Source organism: Microbacterium enclense, from assembly GCF_004022425.1.
Taxonomy (GTDB): domain Bacteria; phylum Actinomycetota; class Actinomycetes; order Actinomycetales; family Microbacteriaceae; genus Microbacterium; species Microbacterium enclense_A.
This window is the reverse complement of the sequence record NZ_RBZY01000001.1, coordinates 92,744-119,518: the sequence shown is the minus strand read 5'-3', so window position 1 is coordinate 119,518 and position 26,775 is coordinate 92,744. Positions and strand designations below refer to the sequence as shown.

The following is a 26,775-nucleotide window of genomic DNA, read 5'->3' as shown; positions in this document are numbered from 1 at the left end:
CCCCCCGCCCGTGCGGACGCCGCCCCGGCGCCGCGCGGGCGACCGATCCTCGGTGACGGTGTCCGCCGTCTCGTCGACCGCTCGCGAAAGCATCGAGGTCACAGGACTCCTCCTTCGGGTCTGTCGGCCTGCGTGGCCGACCTGACGGGTGGGTGCGGGTGGTGACGGGGATGCCACCACCCGCACCCGGCGGGGCGTTACTGCGCCTGCGCGTCGTTCACGATCGTCTCGGCCTGCTTCTGCGCATTGGCCAGCAGCGTCGGGATGTCCGCGTTCTCATCCGTCAGCACCGCTTGCAGGACGGTGTCGAGGAGGGCGTAGACCTGCTGGGCCTCGACCGCGGGCTCGGTCACGACGGTGAAGTCGGGCGAGCGGGTCGCCGAGTAGTACACCTCGAGGTTGTCCAGCGGGACGTTGATGCTCGCGTCGATCGCCTCGAGGTAGTCCGCGTATCGCTGCTCGTCGACCACGGGGAGACCCACGCGCGGCACCGGGGCGCCGTCCGCGGCGGAGGCCGCTGCTTCTTCGGCGGCGAAGTCGAGGTCGACGAACTTGTTCAGGTAGAAGAACTCGGTCCACTTCACGGCCGCGGCCGCCTCGGCATCCGTCGCGTCCGCCCGGACGATCGCGACCGTTCCGCCACCGAGGGAACCCAGCCCGCCCGACGCCTGCGGCAGCGGGTAGAGGCCGAAGTCGGTCGGGGTCATGCCGAACTTCCGGACGATCTGGTTGTACCACTCGGATGCGCCGACCATGAGGCCGTACTGGCCCGACCCGATCGCGGCACCGGCGGTGTCGAAGTCGAGCAGGAAATTGCTGCCCAGGGCGTCGTCGTTCCAGCGCAGATCGGAGAGGTACTCCAGCGCATCGGCGGTGGCGGGGTTGTCGACCGTCGCGACGGTCGTGACGTCCTCGGTCTCCTCGACGAGGCCGCCCATGGCCGCGGAGATCGCGGTGAGCGTCCACCCGCCGAGGTTCTTCGTCGACAGCTGGGCGAGGCCCGCGGCATCCGTTTTGTCGGTCACAGTCTTGGCGACCTCTGCCACATCGTCCCAGGTCTCCAGCGACACGGTGTCGGGATCGATGCCGGCCTGAGTCAGGACCGACCGATTGGCGATGAGTGCGAGGGTGAACGCGCTCACCGGCACGCCGTAATAGGCGCCGTCCGGGCTCTGGACGTTGGCCACGACGCTCGGGTTCAGTTGCTTGAGGGCGTCGTCCGACTCGTAGAACGACGAGAGGTCCTTGACCTGGCCGCGCGAGATGAGCGACTGGATGTCGGTGACCGGCACTCCGATCACGGTGGGTAGTGTGCCGCCGGCCACCTGCGCGGCGAACGTCGTGGGGTCGTAGGTGGTCTCGCTGCCCTCGATGGTGATGTCGGGGTTCGCTTCCTGGAACTTCTCGACCTTGGATTCGAAGACCTTCAGGCCCGCCTCGTCGGTGGCCGCGGGCTTGCCGCCCACCGTGATGGTGACGGAACCGTCGGTGTCGGTGTCGCCTCCGCTGCCGGCACAGCCGGTGAGGGCGAGAGCGGAGACGGTGATGACCGCGAGTGCGGTTCCCGCCGCCCGCCGGCGCAGGGAATGGGACATGAGATTACTCCTTCGTAATGTCGGGTCGATCACTCGTCCGCGCGGGGCGTGACGAGGTGGGGTGATAGACGACGCTGCTGTGCGTCGCTTCGGCGCACCTTGACCGTAGTGGAGTTGGACCGGTTCAACAAGTGTCAATCTTCGCCGTATTTTCGAATTGCGAAGAGAGGCACTTACGCCCCACAATGGCGGGAAGCGGCGGATTGGCCCGAGGTCTCGCTGGTTCTGAACCAGTTCAATTCCTCCCCCTCCGCGGCACTCGATCAGTCCGACCGAGGCGCAAGGAGGCGAACGGACATGAACACGAAGCGTGCAGCGATCACAGATGTCGCGGCGGCGGCGGGGGTTTCCCGATCCACCGTGTCCAACTATCTGAACCACCCCGATGTTCTGTCCGCCTCGACGCGGGAGCGCATCGCCCGTGCCATTGCCGAGCTGCACTTCGTGCCCAGCGACGCCGCCCGCAAGATCAGCTCGGGCGACACCGGAACCATCGGGTACATCGCGTTCGAGTTCACGAACCCCTTTTCGGGGGTCATCGCCGACGCGATCGAGCGGCGCGCGTTGGAGACCGGGCGCACCGTGCTGATCGCGAACTCCGCGGGGTCGACGCGGCGTCAGCTCGAGTATCTCGACCTCTTCGAGCGCAAGCGCGTGTCGGGCATCATCATCGCGACCCTGGAAGAGCTCGAGCCGCGCCTCGAAGAGATGAAGCGCCGGGGGATGCCGGCGGTGATCAGCGGCCGACGGTCGACCTCCGACCAGATCGCCTCGGTGTCGGCTGACGACGCGACCGGCGGCTACCTGGCCGCGCGCCACCTGCTCGACATCGGCCGACGTCGTATCGCGTTCGTCGGGGGTCCGTTCAGCGTCAAGCAGGTGAGCGAGCGCTTCGACGGAGCGAGTCGGGCCGTCGAGGAGACCGCGGGCGCGACGCTCATCGCCGTCCGAGCGGACGAGCGCAGCATGAACGCCGGGTTCGCGGCCGGCGTCGAGCTCGCCACGAGCGGATCCGCGGTCCCCGACGGTGTGTTCGCCGTCAACGACCTTGTCGGTCTCGGTGTGGTGCGCGGGCTCGCCTCCTGCGGGGTCGAGGTACCGCGTGATGTCGCGGTGATCGGCTTCGACGGCGACGACATCGCCGCGGTCGCCGCAATCCCGCTGTCCACCATCAGCACGTCGGGCGACACGGTCGGGGAGACCGCCGTCGATCTGCTCTTGGCCGAGCTCGGGGTTCCCACGCGCGAGTTCCCGACGCGGCAGCGCATCGTCGAGCCGAAGCTCGTGGTGCGTCCGTCGACCGTGGGCGACGTTGCGCCCGTCACGCCTCCTTCCGTTTCCGGTGCGGTCGGCCGTTCGACGACGAGCGTGTCATGATCGCCGCCTTCATCGCGGCCTCGGAAGAGACCCACACCCCGCCGCGTTTCCGCCGCGTGGTCGAGCTGGACCGTCCGCGGGGCGAGATCGTCAGCGCCACTCTGCACTGGAGTGCCGAGGGCGTCGCGGAGGCGTGGATCGGTGAGACGCCCGCGAGCGACATGCTCCTCGTGCCCGGTTGGACCGCGTACGAGCGCCGGCTCCGGTACGCCGAGACCGACGTGGCTGCGCTCATCTCCGAGCGGTTCGTTCTCGGGGTGCAGCTCGCCGACGGGTGGTTCCGCGGGCGTCTCGGCTGGACCGGCCAGGCCCGGATCTACGGCGACCGCGGGGCGGTGTTCGCCTCGCTTCGAATCGCGTTCGCCGACGGGCACGTGCAGACGGTCGAGACGGATGCATCGTGGGAGTGGAGCGAGGGCCCGGTTCGCAGTGCCGATCTCTACGACGGGCAGACGGTCGATGCCGGGCTTGCGGACGATTGGCTCCTCGCGGATGGCGTCGCCGTCGGCCGCTCGGTCGTCCTCGCGGACGAGCCGCGGGCAGAACTGGAGCCCTACCTCGCACCTCCGGTGCGTCGTGTGGCCACGGTCGCGCCGCAGCGCACATGGATGTCGCCCTCGGGAGAGACGATCGTCGACTTCGGCCAGAATCTCGTCGGGTACGTCCGCGTGCGGGTGCGCGGACCGCGCGGAGCGATCGTCACGGTGCGGCACGCGGAGGTTCTCGAGCACGGAGAGCTCGCTGTCCGCCCGCTGCGCAGCGCCCGAGCCACGGACCGCTTCTTCCTGAGCGGCGGCGACGACGCCTTCGAGCCGACCCTCACTTTCCACGGCTTCCGCTATGCCGGCGTCAGCGGATGGCCGGTGTCCGCCCCTCCTCTGGACGAGAACATCGAGGCTGTCGTGATCGGTTCCGACATGCGACGGATCGGGCGCTTCGCATGCTCCGACCCGCTCCTGTCCCGCTTGCACGAGAACGTGGTGTGGAGCATGCGCGGCAACTTCGTGGACGTCCCCACCGACTGTCCGCAGCGCGACGAACGACTCGGCTGGACGGGCGACATCGCGGTGTTCGCCGAGACGGCGTCCTTCCTCTTCGACACGAACGAATTCCTGTCAGACTGGCTGCGCGACGTCGCCGTCGAGCAGGACCTCGCGGGAGGGCGTGTGCCGCATGTCGTGCCCGACACGCTCAAGTACGACCCCGCGCACGGGGGGCTCCCCGCGACCGACACGGCGATCTGGGGGGATGCCGCGGTGTGGGTGCCGTGGGCGCTGTGGCGCGCGTACGGCGACCGCAGCGTCCTCGAGCGGCAGTACTCGTCGATGACCGCCCACGCGGGTCGCATCGCCGAGCGCCTGTCGCCCACCGGGCTGTGGGACACCGGGTTTCAATTCGGCGACTGGCTGGATCCCACAGCTCCGCCCGAGGACCCCTTCCTCGCTCGCGCGGATCCCGGGGTGGTCGCGACCGCATGCGCCTATCGCACGTTCTCCACCCTCGCCCGCACCGCCGGGATCCTGGGGGAGGCCGTCGACGCGGAACGCTTCGCCGCGCTGGCCGCGCGGGTGCGCACCGCTTTCCGCACGCACTACGTGGCGGACGGGATCGTTCGCAGCGACTGCGAAACCGTCTACGCGCTTGCGCTCGTGTTCGATCTGCTCGCGGACGACGACCGCGAGCGCGCCGGTCACCGCCTGGCGCAACTGGTCGCCGCGTCGGGCCACCGCATCTCGACAGGCTTCGCCGGTACGCCGTTCGTCCTGGACGCGCTCGCCGAGACGGGTCACGCCGATGCCGCCTTCGCTCTGCTGATGCAGACCGAGAGTCCGTCATGGCTGCATCCCGTAACGCTCGGGGCCACGACGATCTGGGAGCGCTGGGACTCGCTCCTGTCCGACGGAACCGTCAATCCGGGTGAGATGACGAGCTTCAACCACTACGCGCTCGGCGCGGTCGCCGACTTCCTGCACCGGAGGATCGTCGGGATCGCCCCGCTCACCCCCGGCTACCGCGAGATCGCCGTCTCTCCCCTCGTGGGCGGCGGCCTGACGTGGGCGGCGGGCTCGCTCGAGTCCCCGCACGGCACGATCCGCGTGCGATGGGAGCGAGACGGCGATACCGTCCGCCTCGAGGCCGAGGTGCCGCCCGACTGCACGGCGGTCATCCAGCTGCCCGGCCGGGACGCGGTGCGCGTCGGGGCCGGCCACCAGACGGTGGTCGGGACGATGGCATCCACCCTCCAGGAGGCGTCATGACCCACCAACGCCTGCGCTACGCGCTGATCGGTGCGGGTGCGCGTGCCGAGACCTATATCCGAGGGATCGTCGATACGCATCGCGACGTCGCCGAGCTGTGCGCGATCGGCGACCCCAACGCGGGACGCGTCGCGCACTTCCAGCGGATCGCGAGCTCCGCGGGAGCGAGGCGACCCCGCGCCTTCACGCCCGACGAGCTGGAGTCGGTCATCGCCGCGGAACGGATCGACCGCGTGATTGTGTCGTCCCCGGATGCCACGCACGCCGAGCTGGTGTCCCGTGCGCTGCGCGCGGGTGCCGACGTGATCGTCGAGAAGCCGCTCACGACGACGGCCGCGGGGTGTCGCCAGATCGCCGACGCGGTCGACGAGACCGGTGGGAGTGTGACGGCGACGTTCAACTACCGCTACTCGCCACGCAACGCCGCCCTGAAGGAGCTCGTCGCGTCGAGAGCGATCGGCGAGGTCACCAGCATCCAGGTGGAATGGCTCCTCGATACGGTCCACGGGGCGGACTACTTCCGTCGCTGGCACCGGCGCAAGGACGACTCCGGCGGACTGCTCGTGCACAAGGCGAGCCACCACTTCGATCTCGTCAACTGGTGGATCGACGACACCCCCGCGCGGGTCTACGCGCGCGGCGGTCTGCGCTTCTACGGTGCCGAGAACGCCGAGCGCCGCGGCGTCGGCCCCCGCCCGCCTCGCGGCAGCGAGGGGCCGTCGACCGACGATCCGTTTGTGCTCGACATGCGCACGATCCCCGGGCTGGCGGAGCTGTACCTCGAGAACGAGCGGTACGACGGCTACGTCCGTGATCAGGATGTCTTCACAGACGGGATCACGATCGAGGACAACCTCGCTCTCGTGGTCGACTACGCACGCGGCGCGACGCTGACGTACTCCCTGAACGCCCACGCGCCGTGGGAGGGCTATACGGTCGCGATCAACGGCACACGCGGCCGGGCGGAGCTGCGTGTCGTCGAGCGGGCCGCGGTGAGCAGCCCCGCGGTGGTGGACCCGAGCTACTCCGACGTGCGTAGCGACACCCCCGAGCGGGTGGAGGGCGAGACACCGCTCGTGCAGAACCACTGGGGCGAGGCCCGCGCCGTCCCGATCCTCGACGGCGGCGGCCACCACGGCGGCGGCGACGAACGGTTGCTCCGCGATCTGCTCGACCCGGAGCCGTTGCCCGACCCGCTGGGTCGCCGTGCCGACGTGCGGGATGGAGTCCGCGCCGTCGCCGTCGGCATCGCGGGGAACCGGTCGCTCGTCGACGGCGGTCCGGTGGACCTGGCTGTTCTCGGGCTGCCGTGGTGGTACCGCCAGGAGGCCGATCATGCCGTCTGAGCTCCACCGCATCATCGCGCGAACGCGGCGCCACCTCGACGAGTGGCTTCGCCCGGCCACCGTGGTCGCCGCCGCCCCGATCGGCACGACCGCGTGGGAGGCGCCGGGCGAGCCCGTGCCGTGGGAGGTCGCTGCCGCCGCGACCTACGGACCGTTCACGGACGGGGAGTCGTGGGGGCGCCCCTGGTCGACGTGGTGGTTCCGTCTCGAGGGGCGCGTTCCGGCTGATTGGGATGCCGACCGCGTCCGCGCAGTCGTCGACCTCGGCTTCACGCACCTGCGTCCCGGCTTCCAGTGCGAGGGCACGGTGTGGAGCGAAGACGGCCGGATCCTGCGTGCGGTCGAACCGATGAATCGTGCGCTCCCCGTCGGCGTTCCGGCCGGATCGCGGTTCGTGCGCCTGATCGAGGCATCCGCCAATCCCGATGTGCTCTTCGCCCCCGGCGATCTGACGGGCACCCGCTTGAACAACGGGCCGACGCTGCTCGGTGACCGCGACACCGCTCCCGCCGACCCGTTGTACCGGTACGGCGGGGCGCGGCTGGAACTCATCGACCCGGAAACGCAGGAACTCGTGCGCGACGTCGAGACGCTCCTGGGCCTGCTCCGCGTGGGAGACGCGGAGTCCGCCCGCTCCGCGACGATCGGGCGCGCGCTCGCGCGCCTTCTCACGGCGAGCGATCCCGACGACGTGCGCGGCACGGCGGTCGCGGCCCGGGCCGCCGTGGCGCCGGTTCTCGCCGCGCGGACCGGGGGAGGTGGGCATCGCGTCATCGCCGTCGGGCACGCCCACATCGACTCCGCGTGGCTGTGGCCCGCCCGCGAGACCCGCCGCAAGGCCGCGCGGACCTTCGCCAACGCGCTCGCATTGATGGAGGAGGATGCCGACTTCGTCTTCGCCGCCTCTTCCGCACAGCAGTACGCCTGGATCGAGGAGGACTACCCCGACCTGTTCGCCCGCATCCGCGAGCGAGTAGCGGAGGGGCGCTTTCTCCCCGTGGGCGGGATGTGGGTCGAGCCGGACACCAACCTCCCGTCGGGGGAGTCGCTCGTACGACAGTTCTTGGAGGGCACGACGTACTTCGCGGAGAAGTTCGGCGTGGAGACCGATGAGGTCTGGCTGCCGGATTCGTTCGGTTACAGCGCGGCGCTGCCGCAGATCGCTCGCGCGGCGGGCAAGCGCACGATGCTGGCGCAGAAGCTGTCGTGGAACGACACGAATCGTTTCCCGTTCACGACCTTCTCCTGGGAGGGACCGGACGGTTCGCGCCTGCTCACCCACATGCCGTCGGTCGACGTCTACAACGCCGAGCTCAGCGCGGAAGACCTCGTGCGCAGCGCCGAGCAGTACACGCAGAAGGACGTCGGCACGCTGTCGCTCGTCCCGTTCGGATACGGCGACGGCGGGGGAGGGCCGACGTCCGAGATGCTCGCGGCGGCGCGCCGGGTCCGGGACCTCGAGGGTCTTCCTCGCGTCGAGCTCGGCTCGCCCGCCCGCTTCTTCGCGGAGGCCGCGGCGGAGCTGCCCGACCCGCCGACCTGGACGGGCGAGCTTTACCTCGAGTTCCACCGCGGCGTGTACACCGCCCAGCACGACATGAAGGCGGGCAATCGCCGCAGCGAGCATCTCCTCCAGGTGGCCGAGGCGCTCGCCGCGGCGGCCACCGTCCTCGGCGACGCCGACTACCCCTCCGCCGACTTCCGGCGCCTGTGGCGCACCGTCCTCCTCGGGCAGTTCCACGACGTCCTTCCCGGGACGTCGATCGCCTGGGTGCACCGTGAGATGCGCGAGGCGCACCGCGCCATCCGTGCCGAACTCGGCGCGATCATCGACGCGTCCGCGGCGCGGCTCGGTATCACCGCCCCCGAGGTCGTGGCATCCGGTCCCCGCCCCGGCCTCGACGCCGAAGACGGAGACATCGTCATCGACAACGGGCTGATCCGGGCGCGCATCGACGAGCGCGGGCTGGTCGTCTCGCTCATCGACGCGGATACCGGGCGCGACCTCGTCGCCCCGGGCGCGGCGGTCGGCCTCCTACAGCTGCACCGCGACATCGCATCGATCTACGAAGCGTGGGAACTGGAGCGCGATTATGTCGACACCGTCGTCGATGTCGAAGCGGTCGAGCGCATCACGACCCACGTCGACGCCGAGTCCGCGTGGGTCGAGGTGCACCGACGGCACGGAGCGTCGAGCTTCGTCCAGCGGTTCGTGGTGACGACCGGATGCCGCGCGCTCGAGGTCCAGACCGACGTCGACTGGCGTGAGCGCCGGACGCTGCTGAAGCTGTCGTTCCCGCTCGACGTGGTGGCCGATCGCGCCGCGTACGAGATCGCGCACGGTTTCGTGGAGCGACCGATCGTGCAGAACACCTCGTGGGACCGGGCGCGGTTCGAGGTGCCGGCGCACCGGTGGGTCCGGGTGGCCGAGTCCGGCTTCGGCGCAGCCGTCGCGAACGACGCCATCTCCGGCCACGACGTGACACGGCTGCCCCGGATCGGGGGCGGGGCAGCCGTGCGCGTGCGCCAGTCGCTGCTGCGTTCTCCGCGCTTCCCCGACCCCGAGACCGACCAGGGCCGCCACGCCTTCCGTTCCTCCGTCCTCCCCGCTCCGCGCCTCGTCGATGCGGTCGAGGAGAGCGCGCGTCTCGGACGTCTTCCCGACGACCGCGGCATCGAGGCCCTCGCGCTGCTCGTCGACTGCGAGAGCCCGAGCGTGCGCGTGGATGCCGTGAAGCTCGCGGAGGACGACAGCGGCGACGTCGTCGTCCGACTCTACGAAGCCGCCGGGACGCGGGCGGCGGCGCGACTGCGTCCGCGGTTCGCGGTTGCGGCGGTGCGCGAGACCGACGTGCTCGAACGGCCACTGGACGGAGTCGACCTGTGGTCCGAGCGGGCCGACACGGACGCTCTCGACCTGATCGTGCGGCCGTTCGGCCTACGGACCCTGCGATGGGAGCGCCCACAGTGACCCTCGATGCCCGCGGAACCGTGCTCGTCCTTCCCGGCGGCGGATACCGCCGACACGCCGACGGCGAGGCGGAGCCGATCGCGGCGTGGTTGCGCGAGCTGGGATGGAACAGCCGCGTCGTGCGTTACCCGGTTCTCGCCCGGCATCCCGAGCCTCTGCGGCACGTTCAACACGAGATCGCCGAGGAGCGGGCGCGCGGAGCGGCGACGGTGGGCGTGATCGGGTTCTCCGCGGGCGGCCACCTGGCCGGGCTCGCGGCGCTCACGCCGGATGCCGCCGCGGTCGAGCGCCCGGACTTCGCGATCCTCGGCTACGCGGTGGTCAGTCTCCTCGCCACCCCGAACCCCGACTCGGCGACCGTTCTCCTCGGTCCCGACTCGCCCCGGCGGGAGCGCGCGGCGCTCTCGCTCGAGACCCTCGTGAGCCCGCAGTCCCCACCGCTGTTCATCTGGCACACCGCGGACGACCCCACGGTGCCGGTGTGGCACGCCCGTGCGCTCGCCGAGGCGATGGCCGCCGTCGGGGCACCCCATGAGCTGTGGGTCTACCCGGGCGACGTGCACGGTGTGGCATTGGCCCGCGACACCCCCGCGGGGGAGTGGACCGCGCGAGCCGCGGCGTGGCTGCGTGCACGTCTCGCGGAGGTGAGGTGAGACCATGCAGTTCGACCTCCCCCTCGACGCCCTCCGCGCCCATGTCAGCTCCGTCGAGCGCCCCGACGACTTCGACCGGTTCTGGAGCGACACGATCGCCGAGGCGCGCACCCACGACCGTGCACCTGAGATCGACCCGCTCGACCTGGGCCTGGATGCCGTGGACACGTACGACGTCTCCTTCCCGGGTTTCGGTGGTCACCCCATCCGGGCTTGGCTCCGCGTCCCGCGTTCGCGCCCGGCGGCCGGAGCACCGATCGTGGTGCAGTTCCACGGCTACAGCGGAGGACGCGGGTGGGCGCTGGACCCCGTGATCTGGCCGCTCGTCGGCTACGCCCACCTCTCGGTGGACACCCGCGGCCAGGGCATCGGGCGCATGGGAGGCGCGACACCCGACCCGGTCCCCGGCTTCGAGGGCGAGATCCCGGGCTGGATGACCAAGGGCATCCGCAGCCCCGAGACGGCCTACTACCGCCGCGTCTACACCGATGCCGTGCGGGCGGTGGATGCCGTGGCCTCGTTGCCCGGCGTCGATGCCCGGCGCATCGCCGTCGAGGGGACGAGCCAGGGCGGGGGTATGGCGCTCGCCGTCGCGAGTCTGCATGGCGACGTGTCGGCCGTTCTGGCCGCGGTGCCGTTCCTCTGCGACATCGAGACCGCGGCGACGCGGCTCACCGACGCCGACCCCTCCGCGGAGGTGGTGCGCTACCTTCGCGTGCGGCGTGAGATGGCGGATGCCGTGCATCGCACCCTCGGGTACGTCGACGTCGTGAACCACGTCGTCTCGGCGACCGCTCCCGCGCTGTTCTCCGTCGCTCTCATGGACCGCAACTGTCCCCCGCGGACCGTCTTCGGGGCGTTCAACGCCTACGGCGGCATCGACAAAGCGATCGAGGTGTATCCCTACAACGGCCACGAGGGCGGCGAGGCCGTGTGGGAGCAGACCCGGCTCGAATGGCTCCGGCGCGTGCTCCCCCCGCGTGGTGACGGGGTCGTGTCGTCGTGAGCGTGCGACAGCTGCAGACCTCGTTCGCGGTGATCGGCGGCGGACTCGGCGGCGTGGCCGCGGCCCTCACGGCGGCCCGGCTCGGCGTCCGCGTCGTCCTCACCGAGGGCAGTGATTGGATCGGTGGCCAGCTGACTTCACAAGCCGTGCCTCCCGACGAGCACGAGTGGATCGACCGACAGCCGATCTCGCCGAGCTACTCCCGGCTGCGCGAGGGCATCCGAGACCATTACCGGCGCACCTACCCGCTGACGGAGCGTGCTCTGCGGTCAGCGACCCTCAACCCGGGGGCCGGCTTCGTCTCTCGGCTCTGCCACGAGCCGAGGGTCGCGCACCTCGTGCTGCGCGAGATGCTCTCGCCGCTGGAGGCATCGCGCATGCTGACCGTCCTCACCGACCACGATCCGGTCGCGATGGAACGAGACGGCGAGCGCGTCATCGCCGTCACGGTTCGGGATCGCCGAACGGGCGACGACACGGTGATCACGGCATCCTTCTTCGCGGATGCCACCGAGCTCGGCGACCTGCTCGGTCTGGGTGGGCTCGACCACGTCATCGGAGCGGAGGGTGCCGGCGAGACGGGCGAGCTCCACGCCCCCGAGCGTGCGGATCCGCTCGATCAGCAGGCCGTGACATGGTGTGCCGCGCTCGAACTCCGGTCCGAGCCGGGTGAGCCGATCGCCCGGCCCCCGTCCTACGACCGCTGGCGTACCGACGCTCCACCGGGCTGGCCCGGCCCGCAGTTCTCCTGGACGGATGTGCACCCGATCAGCCTCCGCCCGCGGGAGCGACCGCTCTTCGTCGGGAACCCGTCGGGTGCCGCGAACGGCGTCGACCTCGACCTCTGGCGTTATCGACGGATCCTGGCCCGCAGGATGATGCGACCCGGCTGGGACGGGACGGACATCACGCTGGTCAACTGGCCGCAGATCGATTACTGGCGAAGGCCTCTCGTGGGGGTCTCCGCGAAGGAGACGGCCCTCGCGCTGTCCGAGGCGCGGGAGATGACAGCATCCTTCATCCACTGGCTGCAGACCGAGGCGCCGCGTGCGGACGGCGGCGTGGGCTATCCCGAGGTGCAGCCGCGCGGCGACGTCGTCGGCACCGCCGACGGGCTCGCCAAAGAGGTGTATGTCCGCGAGTCCCGCCGCATCAGGGCGCTGTTCACCGTGACAGAGGCGCACATCGGGCGCGAGATGCGGGGAGACGGTGCCGGTTCGGCGCTTTTCGACGACGCGGTCGGCATCGGGTTCTATCGCATCGACCTGCACCCCTCGACGAGCGGTCGGAACTACACCGACATCGACTGCTTCCCGTTCCAGATCCCGCTGGGTGCGCTGATCCCCCGGGATGCCACGAACCTGGTCGCCGTGAACAAGAACATCGGCACCACCCACATCACCAACGGCGCTTACCGCCTGCATCCGGTCGAGTGGTCGATCGGTGAAGCCGGGGGCGCGCTCGTCGCGCACTGCCTGTCGACGAGGGTGACCCCGCACGCCGTCCACGCGTCGCCCGAGCGCACGGCCGACGTCCAGCGCCTCCTCTCGGAGCGGCTGGGGGTGAGTCTCGCGTGGAGCGACGCGATCCGCACGCAAGGCTCCCGCGGGGGTCCGGTGGTGACCGAGTTCTGACCGCCGGGTCGGGTCGCTCGCCGGGAAGGAAGAAACGCCTGGCGCCCCCTACGCGGCGGTCAGGAGCCGCGGATCAGGACGCGGGCGGTGGCGCCGTCGACTCCCGCACGACGAGTTCCGCCGAAAGTTGCACGCGTCGGTGCGCGATGCTCTCTCCGCGTGACATCGCCAGGGCGAGGCGCGTGGCCTCGGATGCCATGCCCGCGAGCGGCTGATGGACCGTGGTCAGCTGCGGGTTCACCCACCGGCAGAGATCGACGTCGTCGAAGCCGACGACCGAGAGGTCCTCCGGCACGCGCAAGCCCCGTTCGCGCGCCGCGAGGTAGATGCCGTAAGCCTGCTCGTCGGACCCGCTGATGATTGCGGTGGGGCGGTCGGCGGCATCCAGCAGCTTGCCCCCGAACGTGATCCCTCCGGAGGTCAGCGAGTCGCCTATCTGCACGAGAGACGGGTCGGGGTCGATTCCGCGGCGGCGTAGCGCCGACGTGTAGCCATCGAGACGGTCCTGGTGGCATTCGAGGTTCAGTGGGCCGGTGACGAAGCCGATGCGCGTGTGACCCAGGTCGAGCAGGTGGTCGGTGGCATCCCTCGCTCCCGACCAGTCGGCGGCCGAGACGGTCACGAACGACTCGGTGTCGGTGCCGACCGGGTCGACGAGGACCACGGGGACGTTGAGTCGTGCCAGTTCGTCGCGGCCGACCGGATCGATCTCGGAGACGACGATGACGATTCCGTCCGTTCCGCGACCGGCGACGCGCTTCAGCCACTCGGGCGAGCCGGCCGGTGTCCCCTCGGTCGCGGTGACGACGAGGTCCGCACCGGCGCGGGAGGCCTCGGCCTGGGCGCCGCGGAGGAGCTCGGTCGCCCACTGCGTCTCCAGGCTCACGATGACGAAGTCGAGCAGCGAGGTCTCACGGCGGACCTTCCGCCTCTCGTAGCCGCGCTCTTCGAGGAGCTTCTCGATCTCTTCGCGTTTGGGGGCGGAGATTCCGGGACGACCGTTCAGCACCCGCGAGACGGTCGGGACGGAGACTCCGGCGACGTGGGCGATCTCCGCCAACGTGGCGGTGCGCTGCGACATGTGACCCTCTTCCCGTCCCGCGCTCACGAAGCTCTTGACCCCGTGGGGGAACGGGATCTACTATAACAAACACGCAAGTTGCGTAACAAGTTGTTCTTGATAGTTCCAAAACTTGCGATGCACACAGCCGTCCCGCAATGACCGCGTGGCGTGTACCCCTGCAGCACAAGAGGAGAAGATCCATGTCAAAGAAGACATCGTCCTGGCGCCGGCTCGGCGTGACGGCGGTGACGGGACTCGCGCTGGTCTCGCTCGTCGCCTGTTCCGGAGGCGGATCCGGCGGCAGCGATTCCGGCTCGGCCACCGAGGGTGACCTCGTCTGGTGGGGATGGACGCCCGACAAGCCGGTCGCCGACCAGCTCATCGCCGCGTTCAACGAGGAGTACCCCGACATCACGGTCGAGTTCGTCTCCAAGCCCATCGACAACTACGACTCCGTCATGGGTCCGGCGATCACCTCGGCCGACGGCCCGGACATCTTCAACGTCGCGCCCGGTTCGGCCAACGGCGGCGTCGAGACGTTCCAGGCCGGCGCGATCGACCTCGCTCCCGTGGTCGAGGCCGCCCTGGGCTCGGACTGGAAGGACAAGCTCTCGGCATCCGGGGTCGAAGGACTCGTCGTCGACGACAAGGTGGTCGGACTGTCGGCCGGCTCGGTCTACTCGGGCAGCGTCTGGATCAACAAGGATATGTTCGACGCGCAGGGCCTGGAGCCGCCCACGACGCTCGAGGAGTGGAAAGAGGTCTGCGCCGCGTTCCAGGCCGCGGGCCAGGGCTGCTTCGTCCAGGGCGCGGGGCAGTGGGCGTTCGACATGGACACCTTCGAGGCGATCATGGAGAACGTCGAGCCCGGTGCCTACATCGAGGCTTCGCTCGGCGAGCGCTCCTACACCGACCCGGCGTTCACCGAGGGCATGGAGATCTGGAAGTCGCTCTTCGACGACGGGATCATGCAGGACGGCGCGGTCGGGCTCCAGCAGTACCCCGACGCGAGCAACGCGTTCATGTCGGGTCAGTACGCGATGGTGATGATGGGCACCTGGTACACGCAGTACACGGTGCGCGACACCATGATCGGAGCCATGGAGGCAGCGGGCGTGTCCAACCCCGAGCCGTTCACGATGATCCCGATCCAGTTCCCCGATGTGGCGGGCACCGGCAACACGGGCAACATGTTCGGTGACGCCGATTACGGTCTGGCCATCAGCGCCCAGTCCGACCAGCAGGCCGCGGCCAAGACGTTCGTCACGTGGCTGACCACGACCGAGGCCGGGCAGCAGACGGTCGCCAACACCCTCAACGACATCCCGTCGCTGCTCGGCATCCAGCCCCAGTGGGACGAGATCGACCTGGTGAACCCCGAGGTGCAGTTGACCGCGCTCCAGGAGTACACCGACGTCGCGGCCGCGTCGACGCAGCCGCGGTTCGCCACGGTCTCCGCCGACCTCAACTCGGCCTTCCGCGACGCCCTGATCGGCGTCGCCACCGGTGACGTCACCATCGACGCCGCCCTGGCCGGCCTGCAGTCGGTCGTCGACGCGCAGAAGTAGCCCGTGCCGTCACCCCTCGCGGGCGGGATGCCTCCCGCCCGCGAGGGGCCCTGCCCACTCAAGGAAGAGCACATGAGCACCCTCACTGAAACCGTCGTGACCGCCGGACGGTCACGACGCAGCCCCGGCCGCGTTCCGCGCCGCGCCGGACAGAGGTCCCCGTACCCGGGCGGTCTGCCCTGGATCCTCCCGGCCCTCGCGCTGGTGATCGGGATGATCTACTTCTCGATCGGCTACACCGGCTACGTCTCCACGCTGGACTGGAACGGCTTCATCCTCAGCCCGTCCGAGTCGGTCGGCGGCGACAACTACGTCGCCATGGTCGCCGACTCGGTCTTCTGGCAGGCCATCTGGCACACCGCGATCTTCTTCGTGGTGACCTTCACCGCGCAGACCGTGATCGGATTCGTCTTCGCGGCGATCATGCACTCGCGCATCCACCTCGCGCCCGTGTACAAGGTCGTCATCTTCGTCCCCACCGTGCTCGCACCCGCGACCATGGCTCCGGTCTTCCGGCTGATCTTCGATGCCAACGGATCGTTCAACGGCATCCTGACCGCGATCGGACTCGGCGGGATCACCCAGCCCTGGCTGGCCGGCAACGTGACCGCGATGGTGGTGGTGATGCTCGTCACGATCTGGCAGTGGACGGGTCTGACGTTCATCCTCTTCTATGCCGCGATGAGTCAGATCGAGCCCGAGATCCTCGAGGCTGCGCGCGTCGACGGCGCGGGCAACATCCGCACGCTCTGGTCCATCGTCTGGCCCATGTGTCGCGGCACGGCCGTCGCACTCGCCGTCCTCGGCGTGATCGGTGCGCTGAAGACGTTCGACGTGCCGTATCTCGTCACCAAGGCGGGGCCGAACCACGCCACGGAGTTCCTCGGCACCTACATCTTCCAGACCATGGTCCAGGAGAAGCACTTCGGCTACGCCGCCGCGATCTCGATCGCGCTGCTCGTGCTGGCGGTCGGTGGGGGTCTGCTGATGAACCGCATCAATCGACGGTCCGAAGGAGCCTGAACCGTGTTCGACATCCGCTCCCGATCCTCCCGCTGGGGCCTGCAGCTCCTCGCGACGCTGATCGTGCTCCCGTACCTGTTCCCCCTCATCGCGATGGTGCAGGGATCGCTCGCCGGTCAGGGTTTCGGCAACTACGCCAAGGTGTTCGCCACCGGTATCGTGCACGTCTACTTCCTGAACAGCATCATCATCGCCGCCTCGACCATCGCCCTCGTCTACGTCTGCACGATGCTGGCCGCGTTCGGTTTCGCGAAGCTGCGCATCGCCGGCAAGGAGATCTGGTTCTGGCTCCTCCTCGTGGCGCTCACGATGCCGGAGGCGGTTCTGCTGACCCCGCTGTTCGTCACCGCGTCGCGGTTCGACATGTACAACGAACTCATCGCCGTCATCCTGCCGCTCGCGGCCCTGCAAGTCCCCTTCACCGTGCTTCTGGCGCGCAGCTTCTTCAACGGCATCCCGAACGAGCTCATGGAGGCGGGGCGGATCGACGGCGCCAACATCGTGCGGGTGTTCTGGCACATCGTGCTCCCGCTCACCCGCCCGATCGCCGGCGCCATCGTCGTGCTGACCCTCATCAACAGCTGGAACGCCTACCTGCTGCCGCTCCTGATGCTGAACGACCCCAGCAAGCAGGTCGTGACGCTGCTGCCGACCTTCTTCATGAGCCAGTACACGAACGATCAGACGGGTGTGCTGGCGGCAGCGGTCATCACGGCCGTCCCGGTGATCGCCGCCTACCTCCTGCTCCAGCGCTCCTTCGAGCGCGGCCTCGCGGCGGGGGCGCTCAAGTGACGCGGGCGCTGCTCGCCGGGCAGTTCGCCGTGGTCACGGCCGGGACCTCCGGGATCGGTCGCGCCATCGTCGAGCGTTTCCTCGCCGAAGGCGCGGACGTCCTGACGACGGGGCTGACCGCCGCGCGTATCGCTGACGCGCGCGCCGCGTGGGGCGACCGGGTGCGGGTGCTCCACGCGGATGCCAGCAGCCTCGACGGCCTCGACGAGCTCGCCGCCGCGGCGCGGGAGCGCAGCCCCGGGGTCGACGTCCTGGTCGCCAACGCCGGGCGCGATGTCGCGGCGACACTGATCGCCGAGACGGATGCCACGGCCTTCGACCACGTCAGCGACCTGAACTTCCGCGGCACGTTCTTCACGGCCCAGCGGATCGCGCCCCTGCTGAACGACCACGCCCGCATCGTGCTGGTGTCCTCGATCGCGGGGACGAACGGCGGCCCGGGCCACGCCGTCTACAACGCGACGAAGGCCGCGGTCCGCTCTCTCGCCCGCACTCTCACCGCAGAGCTGGGTGAGCGTGGCATCCGCGCCAATGCGGTCAGCCCGGGGCCGACCGCCACGGCGGGTTTCGATCAGTTCACCGGCGGCTCGGAGGCGGTGGCCGCGGCCGTCGCCGAGATGGTGCCGCTCCGGCGGATCGGGCGTCCGGAGGAGGTCGCGGCCGCGGTCGCCTTCCTCGCCAGTGCCGAGTCCAGCTTCGTGGCCGGTGTCGAGCTCGTCGTCGACGGCGGCATGAGCCAGGTCTGATCACCCCCTTGCCTCCCTCCCTCCCCGAGAAGAAAGACTCCCCCTTGAGCACTCCTGTGAAATTCGCCGTCATCGGCACCGGTTGGCGGTCCGATTTCCACATCCGCATGGCCGCCGCCGCCCCCGATCGTCTGGAGGCCGTCGGCGTCCTGGCCCGGAGCGACGAGGCCGCCGAGCGCATGGCCGAGCGGTGGGGCATCCCCGTCGTCCGGACGATCGACGAGGTCCTGGCGCTCGAGCCCGACTTCGTGATCGCGTCGGTCTCGTGGCCCTCGATGCCCGGTGTCGTGACCGAACTCGTCGAGCGCGGTGCCAAGGTCCTGGCCGAGACCCCGCCGGCGCCCACAGCCGAGGGCCTGCGCGAGCTGTGGGCGGCGGTCGGCGCGTCGGGTCGGGTGCAGGTCGCCGAGCAGTACATGCTCATGCCCGGACACGCGGCCCGCCTCGAGGTCGTGCGCTCGGGGGCCATCGGTCAGCCGACGGCGGTCGAGGTCGCCTCCACGCACCTCTACCACGCCACCTCGATCATGCGCTCCTACCTGAGCGCGGGGATGGCGGATGCCGTCGTCTCGGCGCGGACGTTCACGGCCCCCCTGGTCGACCCCCTAACGTTCGACGGGTGGGTCGAGAACCCGCAGCCGCAGCCGCGCACGACGACGATCGGCACGATCGACTTCGGCGACGGCCGCATGGGGCTGTACGACTTCGTCGACAACCAGTGGTGGAACCCGTTGCTGGCTCGGCGCCTCGTCGTGCGCGGATCTCTCGGTGAGATCGTCGACGACTCCGTGACGCGCCTCACGAGCGAGGGCGTCCTGACCTCGCCCATCACGTACCGCCGCACCGGTGTCGACATGAACCTCGAAGGAAACGAGGTCGTCTCCGCCGCGTTCGAGGGCCGCATGGTCTACCGGAACCCCTGGGTGGGCACGCGCCTGTCGGAGGACGACATCGCGGTCGCCTCCTTCCTCGAGGTCACCGGGCGCTGGGCGCGCGGCGAAGCCGAGGGCCCCTACTCCCTGGCGGACGCCTGCCAGGACCACCTGCTCGGACTCGCCATCGAAGAGTCCGCCCGCAACCGCGCCGACGTGCGCGTCACCAAGGAGGTGTGGGCCTGATGCCCCTCATCACGATCGAAGTCTCCGAGACCGTCCCCGTGGAAACGCGCCTGGCGTACGCCGAGGCCGTGCATCAGGGTCTCGCTGAAGGCCTGGGCATGGACATCGAGGACCGTTTCCAGGTGATCCACCCGCTGCCCGCGGATCACATCATCGCCGATCCCCACTACCTCGGCGGCGAGCGTCGCGACGTCCTCTACGTTCGCATCCTCATGGTCAGCATGTACGACGACGAGACCAAGGCTCGGGCGTTCCGCGCTGTCGCGCGCCGCTTGGAGGCGGAGGGTGTGCGGCCCGACGACGTCTTCATCGCGGTGACCGAGAACACGATTCCCGACTGGTACCCGGGCGCGCGCGGGGAGTCCACGCCCGATGCCTGATCTCTCGCAGCGCCGCGTCGGTGGACGCGCGCGTCTCGTCGACCCGTCCGGGCGTCCCCTCGCGGGCGCCCGGGCGCGGGTCGAGCAGACCGCGCACGCCTTCGGGTTCGGCAACATCGGTTTCGACTTCCTCGAGTGGATCGGGGGCGCGCCCGATCTCGAGGGCGCGCGTGAACTCGAGCACTTCGGGGGAGCGCTCTCGCTCGATCCTGAGCGTCTGGCCGCCGACTACCTCGATATCTTCAACGCGGTCACCCTGCCGTTCTACTGGCGCGGGTACGAGCCCCAGCGGGGGCAGACCGACGAGGTCCGCCTGAAGCGCACCGCCCAGTGGTTCGCCGCGCGCGACGTCCAGATCAAGGGCCATCCGCTCGTGTGGCACACGCTCACGCCGTCGTGGCTACTCGACCTGAGCGACACCGAGGTCGAGGACGTCCTGCGCGATCGCGTCCGCACCACGGTGGCGAACTTCACGGGGGTGATCGACCTGTGGGATGCCATCAACGAAGCGGTGATCCTCCCGGTGTTCACCGCCGAAGAGAACGCCGTCACGCGATTGGCGCAGTCCAAGGGACGCGTCGAGATGGTGAAGCTGGCGTTCGAGTCCGCCCGTGAGGCGAACCCCAATGCCCGCCTCGTGCTCAACGACTTCGACCTGTCGGCGGACTACGAGCGCCTCATCGCGGACTGTCTGGATGCCGGCATCCGGATCGATGCGCTCGGGGTGCAGACCCACATGCACCAGGGCTTCCGCGGCGAGGACCAGATCGCAGAGATCCTGGAGCGCTTCGCCGCCTTCGGGCTGCCGCTGCAGATGACCGAGACCACGCTGGTGTCGGGGGAGATCATGCCTCCCGAGATCGTCGACCTCAACGACTACATCGTCGACGAGTGGCCGAGCACCCCCGAGGGGGAGGCGCGTCAGGCCGACGAGATCGTGCGCCACTACCGCACGGTCCTCGCGAACCCGGCGGTCGAGTCGCTCACCTACTGGGGCATCACCGACCACGGGTCGTGGCTCGGAGCGCCCGCCGGCATCATCCGTGCCGACGGGACCCGTAAGCCCGCCTACGACGCGCTGCACGCGCTCATCCGCGGCGAGTGGTGGGTGGCGCCGACCGACGTCACCGCCGACGCCGACGGCATCGTCGCGATCGACGGGTTCGCGGGCCGATACCGCGTCGACAGCGGCACGGCATCCGCCGTCGTGGAGGTGTCGGATTCCACGCCGATCGAGATCGTGGTCGATCCCGATGCCCGGTGAGGCGACCGGAACCGCCCGCGCCGGCGGCGGGGTGAGCGACGTCGTCGCCCTCGCCGCCGGTGCGGCCCCGGCCCTCCGAGCCGCGAGCCGAGAGGTCCGCGCCGGGTGGCTCCGTGCCATCGCGGACGCCGTGGATGCCGAGGCGCCCGCGCTCGTCGAGCTCGCGGACCGCGAAACGCACCTGGGTGCTGAGCGCCTGCGCGGCGAGGTGGCCCGCACCACCGGGCAGTTGCGCCTGTTCGCCGGAGTGATCGAGGAGGGCGCGTACCTCGAGGCCATCGTCGACGCCGCCGCTGTTCCGCCGCGTCCGGAGTTGCGCCGCTTCTTGAGGCCGCTCGGGACGGTCGCCGTCTTCTCGGCGTCGAACTTCCCCTTCGCCTTCTCGGTCGCCGGGGGAGACACCGCCGCGGCGCTGGCGGCGGGATGCCCCGTCGTGGTGAAGGGGCACTCCGGCCACCCCGAGCTGTCGCGGGAAACCGCGCGGATCGTGACGGACGCGCTCGCCGCCGCGGGTGCCCCGGCGGGCGCCTTCGGTCTCGTCGAGGGGCGCCAGGCGGGCCTCGATCTCGTGCGGGCGTCGGCCGTCCGTGCCGCGGCCTTCACCGGCTCCCTTGCGGGGGCGCGGGGGCTGATGGACGAGATCGCGCGGCGTCCCGACCCGATCCCGTTCTTCGGCGAGCTCGGCAGCACGAACCCGGTCGTCGTCACCCCCGGCGCCGTCGCGGCTCGTGGCGACGCGATCATCGACGGGCTCGTCGCGTCCTTCACCCTCGGCGGGGGACAGTTCTGCACGAAGCCGGGACTGGTTTTCGTACCCCGCGGGGTCGCGGACGACCCGCGCCTGCGCGCGCGCGTCGCGGAGCGCCCCGAGTTCACCCTGCTCACCGATCGCATCTCGGCGGCGTTCGCGCCCGGTGTGGATCGTCTGCGTGAGGAGGGAGCGGCGCGCGTCGTCGCGGGCGAGACCTCGGAGGCGTCCGGCCCCGTGCGCGCGGTCGTCGTCGCGACCGGCATCGACACATTCCGAGAGCGGTCCGACGCGCTCCTCGAGGAGTGCTTCGGCCCGGTGACGCTGCTCGTGGAGTACGACGAGGTCGACGAGGTCGTCGCCGCTCTCGCCCTCGTGGGCGGGTCGCTCACGGGCACGCTCCATGCACAGCCGGGCGAGGCGATCGACGCGGTCGTCGCGGCCCTGGAAGAGCGGGTCGGACGCATCGTCTTCGACGGCTGGCCCACGGGCGTCGTCGTGACCTGGAGTCAGCACCACGGGGGCCCGTGGCCGGCGACGACGAACACGTACACCTCGGTGGGAGCCACCTCGATCCGTCGGTTCCTGCGCCCCGTCGCCTACCAGCAGGTGCCCGCCGAGGCGCTCCCCGCCGACCTGCGCGATGAGGCCCTGGCGGGCATTCCGCACCGCCGCGACGGCGAGCTCGTGCTGCCGTCTCCGAACAGAGGAACCACCCCATGACCGACCACGTACCCGGGGGCGGCATCCGCAGCGCCGAGTTCTACGGGGGCGACGACCGCAACGCCTACCTCCACCGCGCGTGGATGCGCCGCGGCGTCCCCGACCATGCCTTCGACGGGCGTCCGAACATCGCGATCGCCAACACCGCGTCCGAGCTCACACCGTGCAATGCGCACCTCGACGAGGTCGCGCAGAGCGTCAAGAACGGTGTGTACGAAGCCGGCGGCATCCCGTACAACCTGCCCATGGTGTCGATCGGCGAGACGACCGTCCGGACCACCGCGATGCTGTGGCGCAACATGGCAGCGATGGCGGCCGAGGAGCTCCTGCGCGCCAACCCCGTCGACGCGGTGGTGCTGCTCGGCGGATGCGACAAGACCATCCCCGCCCTCCTCATGGCCGCAGCCTCCGTCGGCATCCCCGCCATCGTCGTGCCCGGCGGGCCGATGCTCAACGGCACGTTCCGCGGCCGGCCCCTCGGGTGCGGGACCGACGTGTGGAAGCTGAGCGAGGAGGTGCGCGCCGGTGGACTCGCCGGCGACGTCTTCCGCTCGACGGAGTCGTCGATGATCCGCAGCCGCGGGCACTGCAACACGATGGGCACCGCCTCGACGATGGCCTTCATGGCCGAGGCGCTGGGCATGACGCTGCCCGGCATCGCCGGCATCCCCGCTCCCGACAGCCGGTTGCTGGAGTACTCGCACGCGACCGGCCGCCGCATCGTCGAGCTCGCACGGGAAGGGCTCACCCCCGCGGATGTCATGACGAAGGCCTCGTTCCACAACGCGATCGTCGCGCTCGCCGCCATCGGCGGGTCGACCAACGCCGTCGTTCACCTGCTCGCGATCGCGGGGCGTGTGGGCGTGGACCTCACGCTCGACGACTTCGACGCGATCGGCGAGGGCGTGCCCCTCCTGGTCAACCTCCAACCCGCGGGCACGTACCTCATGGAGGACCTCTTCCGCGCCGGCGGCTACCTCGCGGTCCTGCGCGAGGTGCGGGATCGGCTCGACCCCATAGCGATCACCGTCGCCGGCCGCCCGTTCGTCGATGAGCTCGACGCGCACGAGGTCTGGGATCGTGCGGTGATCCGCACGGCGGACGAACCCCTGCTGCCGGATGCCGGGATCGTGGTGCTGCGCGGCAACCTCGCTCCGTCGGGAGCGATCATCAAGCCCGCCGCGGCCACTCCGGCGCTGCTTCGTCACCGCGGCCCGGCCGTGGTGTTCGACTCCGTCGAAGACATGCGGGCCCGCATCGACGACCCCGACCTCGTCGTCGATGAGGACTCCGTCCTCGTGCTGCGCGGATGCGGGCCGCGCGGGTACCCCGGTATGCCCGAGGTGGCGAACATGCCGCTTCCACGGAAGCTCCTCGAGCGCGGGGTGCGCGACATGGTCCGCATCTGCGATGGCCGCATGAGCGGCACCGCGTACGGCACCGTCGTTCTGCACGTCGCCCCCGAGGCCGCGGCCGGTGGCCCCCTCGCCCTCGTCCGCGACGGCGACCTGATCGACCTCGATGTGGCCGCACGGAGCCTGCGGATGCTGGTCTCGGACGAGGAGCTGCGGACGCGCGAACCCGCGTCGGGGGCGTATGCCTCGCCGCGGCGCGGGTGGGAGCAGCTCTACGTCGACCATGTCCAGCAGGCCGATACCGGTGCCGACCTCGACTTCCTCGTCGGGGCGACCGGGCCGGCCGTCATGCGCGAGTCCCACTGACCCCGAAGGAGTCCCGATGCCTCTGATCCAGGCCGCCGTGCTGCGAGAGCCCGGCGAACCCCCGCGGATCGAACAGATCGAACTCGCCGACCCCGGCCCCGAGGAGATCCTCGTCGAGATCGAGGCGGCGGGCGTCTGCCACTCCGACCTGCACTACCTCCGGGGAGAGCTGCGGTGTCCGCTCCCGGTCGTGCCGGGGCACGAGGGCGCCGGCCGCGTGCGGGCGGTCGGCGAGCGCACGAGCGGTGCGATCCGCGTCGGCGATCGGGTCGCTCTGCTGTGGCGTCCCAACTGCGGGCGGTGCCGCCAGTGCATGGTCGGCGCTCCGATCATGTGCGAGATGGGCGCCGTCCAGGCGCAGTCCGGGGGGCTCCTCGACGGGACGACGCGGATGCGCGACACCGACGGACCCGTTCATCACCTGCTCGGTGCGTCGAGCTTCGCCGAGCGAGTCGTCGTGCACGAGCGCAGCGTCGTGCCCGTGCCCGACGACATCCCCGCCGAGATCGCCGCGATCGCGGGGTGCGCCGTGATCACCGGTGTCGGGGTCGCGCGCAACGTCATCGGGCGGTGCCTGGGCGACCCGGTCGTCGTGATCGGTGCGGGCGGTGTGGGGCTCGCCGCGATCATGGGGGCGAAGCTCTCCGGCGCGTATCCGCTGATCGCCGTCGATGTCGACGAGGACAAGCTCGCGCTCGCCCGCCGCCTCGGGGCGACGCACACGGTGCTCGTGGGAGAGGGCGACCCGGTCGATGACGTGCTCGCGATCGCCCCGGGCGGGGTGGCGTGGGCCATCGAGGCCGTCGGCCGCCCGCAGACCCTCGCGACCGCGGTGCGGATGCTCCGGCCGCTCGGCACGGCGGTCGCGGTCGGGCTCGGCGCCGTCGGGCAGACGTTCGAGGTGCCGATCAACGAGCTGGTGCAGCGGCAGAAGAAGATCGTCGGTTCGCTGTACGGCTCTTCGGTGCCGGCGCTGGATCTCCCCGCGATCTTCGAGCTGTACCGCGCGGGACTCCTTCCCCTCGACGAGCTCATCGGGACCCGCTACCCGCTGGACGGGGTGAACGAGGCGTTCGCCGCTCTCGCCGCAGGTGCGGTGGGACGTGCGGTGATCCTGCCGGGGGGTGTTCCGGCATGACCTATGCGAGCTACCCCAGCCTGGCCGGACGCGTCGCCGTCGTCAGCGGCGGGGCGACCGGGCTCGGCGAGGAGATCGTCCGCCACCTCGTCGCGCAGGGCGCGCGCGTCGGGTTCGTCGACATCGACGTCGCCGCGGCGGAGGCGCTCGCCGCGGAGCTCGGCGGGGCCGCGCGGTTCCTGCGGTGCGACGTGCGGGACATCCCCGCCCTCGAGGACGCGATCGCGCGTTTCGCCGCCGATCTCGGCCCCGTGCAGATCCTCGTCAACAACGCCGCGCACGACCTGCGCCACACGATCGACGAGCTCGACGTGGCGTACTGGGACGACCGGCAGGCCGTGAACCTCCGCCACCATTTCTTCGCCGCGCGGGCCGTCGCCCCGATGATGCGGGCGACGGGCGGCGGCTCGATCATCAACATGGGGTCGATCAGTGCGCACATCGACCTCCCGGACCTCGTCGGGTACATCACCGCCAAAGCCGGCATCGAGGGACTGACCCGCACGCTGGCGCGCGAACTCGGCCCCGATCGCATCCGCGTCAACTGCGTCATTCCCGGGTGGGTCATGACGGCGCGGCAGATGCGCGACTGGGTGACGCCCGAGGCCGAAGAGCACATCCGCCGCAACCAAAGCCTGGAAGACAAGGTGTACCCCGCGGACGTGGCACGCATGGTTCTGTGGCTGGCCGCCGACGACTCCGCGATGTGCACGGCGCAGAAGTGGGTGGTCGACGGTGGCTGGCTCTAACGTGACCGATGCGGCCGCGGCCCGATGGATCGGCGATCCCGAGGTCGACCACGGCGAGGGCGCCTTCTGGGATGCCGCGACCGGCACGCTGCGTCACGTCGACATGCTCGCCGGCGACCTGATCACCGTCGCCGGCGAGGTGGCATCCGTCGATCGCACGCACATCGCGGACGTCTTGAGCGTGATCCGGCGTCGTCGTGACGGCGGGTTCGTCGCCGCGGTCGAGCGCGGCTTCGCGCTGCTCGACGACGACCTCGCCGTCGTGCGGAGGATCCCCGTGTTCGACGACCCCGCGGTGCGCATGAACGAGGGCGCGTGCGACGCGGCGGGGCGCTTGTTCTGCGGTTCGATGGCGTACGACATGCGCCCGGGCGGTGGGCGGGTGTACCGCCTCGACCCCGATCTGAGCGTCCACGTCGCCCTGGAGGGGGTGTCGATCCCGAACGGACTGGTGTGGGCGGATGCCGGGACCACGGCGCTCCACGCCGACACGCTGTCCCGCGAGATCAGGGCCTACGACTACGACCCCGATCGCGGCACGTTCGGCGCCTCGCGAGTGTTCGTGCGGATGGAGGACGACGCTCCGGGGTCTCCCGACGGGATGGCTCTCGACGCCGAGGGTGGCCTGTGGGTCGCGATGTGGGGCGGCGGCGCCGTCCACCGTTACGACGCCGCGGGGCGGCTCGACCACGTGATGCCCCTGCCGGTCACGAACCCTACGTCATGCGCGTTCGGCGGTGACGGCACTCCGCTCCTGTACGTGACGACCTCGCGTCAGGGAGTCGCGGCGGGGGAGGAGCCCCTCGCGGGACGCGTCCTGATGGTGCCCGTCGGAGTGCGGGGCGCGGAGGTCCACTCGTTCGGAAGGTGAGGACGGCGGCGCACCCGGACCCCCGAGTGCG

General features: G+C 70.4%; 21 protein-coding genes. 19 read left to right on the top strand and 2 right to left on the bottom strand.

What is annotated here, in order from left to right; translation table 11 throughout:
- Positions 1-197: 197 nt before the first annotated feature.
- Complete coding sequence (locus D8Y23_RS00530) at positions 198-1,595, bottom strand: ABC transporter substrate-binding protein (RefSeq protein ID WP_128216223.1); 1,398 nt, start codon at positions 1,593-1,595, stop codon at positions 198-200.
- Between the two features lie 297 nt (positions 1,596-1,892).
- On the opposite strand from D8Y23_RS00530, the gene D8Y23_RS00525 reads away from it, so the two are divergent.
- The 7 genes from D8Y23_RS00525 to D8Y23_RS00495 are packed head-to-tail and all read left to right on the top strand — an operon-like array spanning position 1,893 to position 12,840.
- Complete coding sequence (locus D8Y23_RS00525) at positions 1,893-2,972, top strand: LacI family DNA-binding transcriptional regulator (RefSeq protein ID WP_128216222.1); 1,080 nt, start codon at positions 1,893-1,895, stop codon at positions 2,970-2,972.
- Positions 2,969-5,230, top strand: coding sequence for a family 78 glycoside hydrolase catalytic domain (locus D8Y23_RS00520; RefSeq protein WP_128216221.1), 2,262 nt, complete (start codon positions 2,969-2,971; stop codon positions 5,228-5,230). The genes D8Y23_RS00525 and D8Y23_RS00520 overlap by 4 nt, the downstream gene beginning before the upstream one ends.
- On the top strand, positions 5,227-6,576 hold the full coding sequence (locus tag D8Y23_RS00515) for a Gfo/Idh/MocA family protein (RefSeq protein WP_128216220.1): 1,350 nt from the start codon (positions 5,227-5,229) through the stop codon (positions 6,574-6,576). Before D8Y23_RS00520 ends, D8Y23_RS00515 begins: the two co-directional genes overlap by 4 nt.
- Positions 6,566-9,547: an alpha-mannosidase gene (locus D8Y23_RS00510; RefSeq protein WP_164878087.1), complete on the top strand. Its 2,982-nt coding sequence runs from the start codon at positions 6,566-6,568 to the stop codon at positions 9,545-9,547. The genes D8Y23_RS00515 and D8Y23_RS00510 overlap by 11 nt, the downstream gene beginning before the upstream one ends.
- Positions 9,544-10,200 carry an alpha/beta hydrolase gene (locus D8Y23_RS00505; protein WP_240663707.1) on the top strand — a complete coding sequence of 219 codons (657 nt, stop codon included), beginning with the start codon at positions 9,544-9,546 and terminating at the stop codon, positions 10,198-10,200. Before D8Y23_RS00510 ends, D8Y23_RS00505 begins: the two co-directional genes overlap by 4 nt.
- Before the next feature lie 4 nt (positions 10,201-10,204).
- Positions 10,205-11,206 carry an acetylxylan esterase gene (locus D8Y23_RS00500; protein WP_128216217.1) on the top strand — a complete coding sequence of 334 codons (1,002 nt, stop codon included), beginning with the start codon at positions 10,205-10,207 and terminating at the stop codon, positions 11,204-11,206.
- Positions 11,203-12,840 carry an FAD-dependent oxidoreductase gene (locus tag D8Y23_RS00495; RefSeq protein ID WP_205796673.1) on the top strand — a complete coding sequence of 546 codons (1,638 nt, stop codon included), beginning with the start codon at positions 11,203-11,205 and terminating at the stop codon, positions 12,838-12,840. The genes D8Y23_RS00500 and D8Y23_RS00495 overlap by 4 nt, the downstream gene beginning before the upstream one ends.
- A 73-nt stretch (positions 12,841-12,913) precedes the next feature.
- On the opposite strand, the gene D8Y23_RS00490 is transcribed toward D8Y23_RS00495, so the two are convergent.
- A complete protein-coding gene (locus tag D8Y23_RS00490) occupies positions 12,914-13,921 on the bottom strand; it encodes a LacI family DNA-binding transcriptional regulator (RefSeq protein ID WP_128216216.1) in 1,008 nt (335 codons plus the stop codon).
- A gap of 182 nt (positions 13,922-14,103) precedes the next feature.
- Here D8Y23_RS00490 and D8Y23_RS00485 point away from each other — a divergent pair, with 182 nt between their 5' ends.
- The 12 genes from D8Y23_RS00485 (at position 14,104) to D8Y23_RS00430 (ending at position 26,744) form a co-directional block, all read left to right on the top strand.
- Entirely contained in the window at positions 14,104-15,471 is a 1,368-nt protein-coding gene (locus D8Y23_RS00485; protein WP_164878086.1) for an ABC transporter substrate-binding protein, read from the top strand.
- A gap of 72 nt (positions 15,472-15,543) precedes the next feature.
- Positions 15,544-16,494, top strand: coding sequence for a carbohydrate ABC transporter permease (locus D8Y23_RS00480; RefSeq protein ID WP_128216214.1), 951 nt, complete (start codon positions 15,544-15,546; stop codon positions 16,492-16,494).
- A gap of 3 nt (positions 16,495-16,497) precedes the next feature.
- Entirely contained in the window at positions 16,498-17,286 is a 789-nt protein-coding gene (locus D8Y23_RS00475) for a carbohydrate ABC transporter permease (RefSeq protein ID WP_128216213.1), read from the top strand.
- Positions 17,283-18,032: an SDR family oxidoreductase gene (locus D8Y23_RS00470; RefSeq protein WP_205796672.1), complete on the top strand. Its 750-nt coding sequence runs from the start codon at positions 17,283-17,285 to the stop codon at positions 18,030-18,032. Before D8Y23_RS00475 ends, D8Y23_RS00470 begins: the two co-directional genes overlap by 4 nt.
- 44 nt (positions 18,033-18,076) lie before the next feature.
- Positions 18,077-19,150: a Gfo/Idh/MocA family protein gene (locus D8Y23_RS00465; RefSeq protein ID WP_128216212.1), complete on the top strand. Its 1,074-nt coding sequence runs from the start codon at positions 18,077-18,079 to the stop codon at positions 19,148-19,150.
- Positions 19,150-19,530 (top strand): tautomerase family protein, encoded by a 381-nt coding sequence (locus D8Y23_RS00460; RefSeq protein WP_128216211.1) that lies wholly within the window; start codon positions 19,150-19,152, stop codon positions 19,528-19,530. Before D8Y23_RS00465 ends, D8Y23_RS00460 begins: the two co-directional genes overlap by 1 nt.
- Positions 19,523-20,794 (top strand): endo-1,4-beta-xylanase, encoded by a 1,272-nt coding sequence (locus D8Y23_RS00455; RefSeq protein WP_128216210.1) that lies wholly within the window; start codon positions 19,523-19,525, stop codon positions 20,792-20,794. Before D8Y23_RS00460 ends, D8Y23_RS00455 begins: the two co-directional genes overlap by 8 nt.
- Positions 20,784-22,265 carry an aldehyde dehydrogenase family protein gene (locus tag D8Y23_RS00450; RefSeq protein WP_128216209.1) on the top strand — a complete coding sequence of 494 codons (1,482 nt, stop codon included), beginning with the start codon at positions 20,784-20,786 and terminating at the stop codon, positions 22,263-22,265. Before D8Y23_RS00455 ends, D8Y23_RS00450 begins: the two co-directional genes overlap by 11 nt.
- Positions 22,262-23,986, top strand: a complete 1,725-nt coding sequence (locus D8Y23_RS00445; protein WP_128216208.1) for an IlvD/Edd family dehydratase — start codon at positions 22,262-22,264, stop codon at positions 23,984-23,986. Before D8Y23_RS00450 ends, D8Y23_RS00445 begins: the two co-directional genes overlap by 4 nt.
- 16 nt (positions 23,987-24,002) lie before the next feature.
- Positions 24,003-25,124, top strand: coding sequence for a zinc-binding dehydrogenase (locus tag D8Y23_RS00440; RefSeq protein ID WP_128216207.1), 1,122 nt, complete (start codon positions 24,003-24,005; stop codon positions 25,122-25,124).
- Positions 25,121-25,873 (top strand): SDR family NAD(P)-dependent oxidoreductase, encoded by a 753-nt coding sequence (locus D8Y23_RS00435; RefSeq protein WP_128216206.1) that lies wholly within the window; start codon positions 25,121-25,123, stop codon positions 25,871-25,873. The genes D8Y23_RS00440 and D8Y23_RS00435 overlap by 4 nt, the downstream gene beginning before the upstream one ends.
- Before the next feature lies 1 nt (position 25,874).
- Positions 25,875-26,744, top strand: a complete 870-nt coding sequence (locus D8Y23_RS00430; protein ID WP_205796671.1) for an SMP-30/gluconolactonase/LRE family protein — start codon at positions 25,875-25,877, stop codon at positions 26,742-26,744.
- Positions 26,745-26,775: the final 31 nt, after the last annotated feature.

Coding starts and splice junctions, on each gene's coding strand:
- D8Y23_RS00455 (WP_128216210.1), top strand. CDS start 19,523: ATGCCTGATCTCTCGCAGCGCCGCGTCGGTGGACGCGCGCGTCTCGTC.
- D8Y23_RS00445 (WP_128216208.1), top strand. CDS start 22,262: ATGACCGACCACGTACCCGGGGGCGGCATCCGCAGCGCCGAGTTCTAC.
- D8Y23_RS00515 (WP_128216220.1), top strand. CDS start 5,227: ATGACCCACCAACGCCTGCGCTACGCGCTGATCGGTGCGGGTGCGCGT.
- D8Y23_RS00435 (WP_128216206.1), top strand. CDS start 25,121: ATGACCTATGCGAGCTACCCCAGCCTGGCCGGACGCGTCGCCGTCGTC.
- D8Y23_RS00440 (WP_128216207.1), top strand. CDS start 24,003: ATGCCTCTGATCCAGGCCGCCGTGCTGCGAGAGCCCGGCGAACCCCCG.
- D8Y23_RS00525 (WP_128216222.1), top strand. CDS start 1,893: ATGAACACGAAGCGTGCAGCGATCACAGATGTCGCGGCGGCGGCGGGG.
- D8Y23_RS00480 (WP_128216214.1), top strand. CDS start 15,544: ATGAGCACCCTCACTGAAACCGTCGTGACCGCCGGACGGTCACGACGC.
- D8Y23_RS00490 (WP_128216216.1), bottom strand. CDS start 13,921: ATGTCGCAGCGCACCGCCACGTTGGCGGAGATCGCCCACGTCGCCGGA.
- D8Y23_RS00460 (WP_128216211.1), top strand. CDS start 19,150: ATGCCCCTCATCACGATCGAAGTCTCCGAGACCGTCCCCGTGGAAACG.
- D8Y23_RS00530 (WP_128216223.1), bottom strand. CDS start 1,595: ATGTCCCATTCCCTGCGCCGGCGGGCGGCGGGAACCGCACTCGCGGTC.
- D8Y23_RS00520 (WP_128216221.1), top strand. CDS start 2,969: ATGATCGCCGCCTTCATCGCGGCCTCGGAAGAGACCCACACCCCGCCG.
- D8Y23_RS00510 (WP_164878087.1), top strand. CDS start 6,566: ATGCCGTCTGAGCTCCACCGCATCATCGCGCGAACGCGGCGCCACCTC.
- D8Y23_RS00450 (WP_128216209.1), top strand. CDS start 20,784: ATGCCCGGTGAGGCGACCGGAACCGCCCGCGCCGGCGGCGGGGTGAGC.
- D8Y23_RS00500 (WP_128216217.1), top strand. CDS start 10,205: ATGCAGTTCGACCTCCCCCTCGACGCCCTCCGCGCCCATGTCAGCTCC.
- D8Y23_RS00485 (WP_164878086.1), top strand. CDS start 14,104: ATGTCAAAGAAGACATCGTCCTGGCGCCGGCTCGGCGTGACGGCGGTG.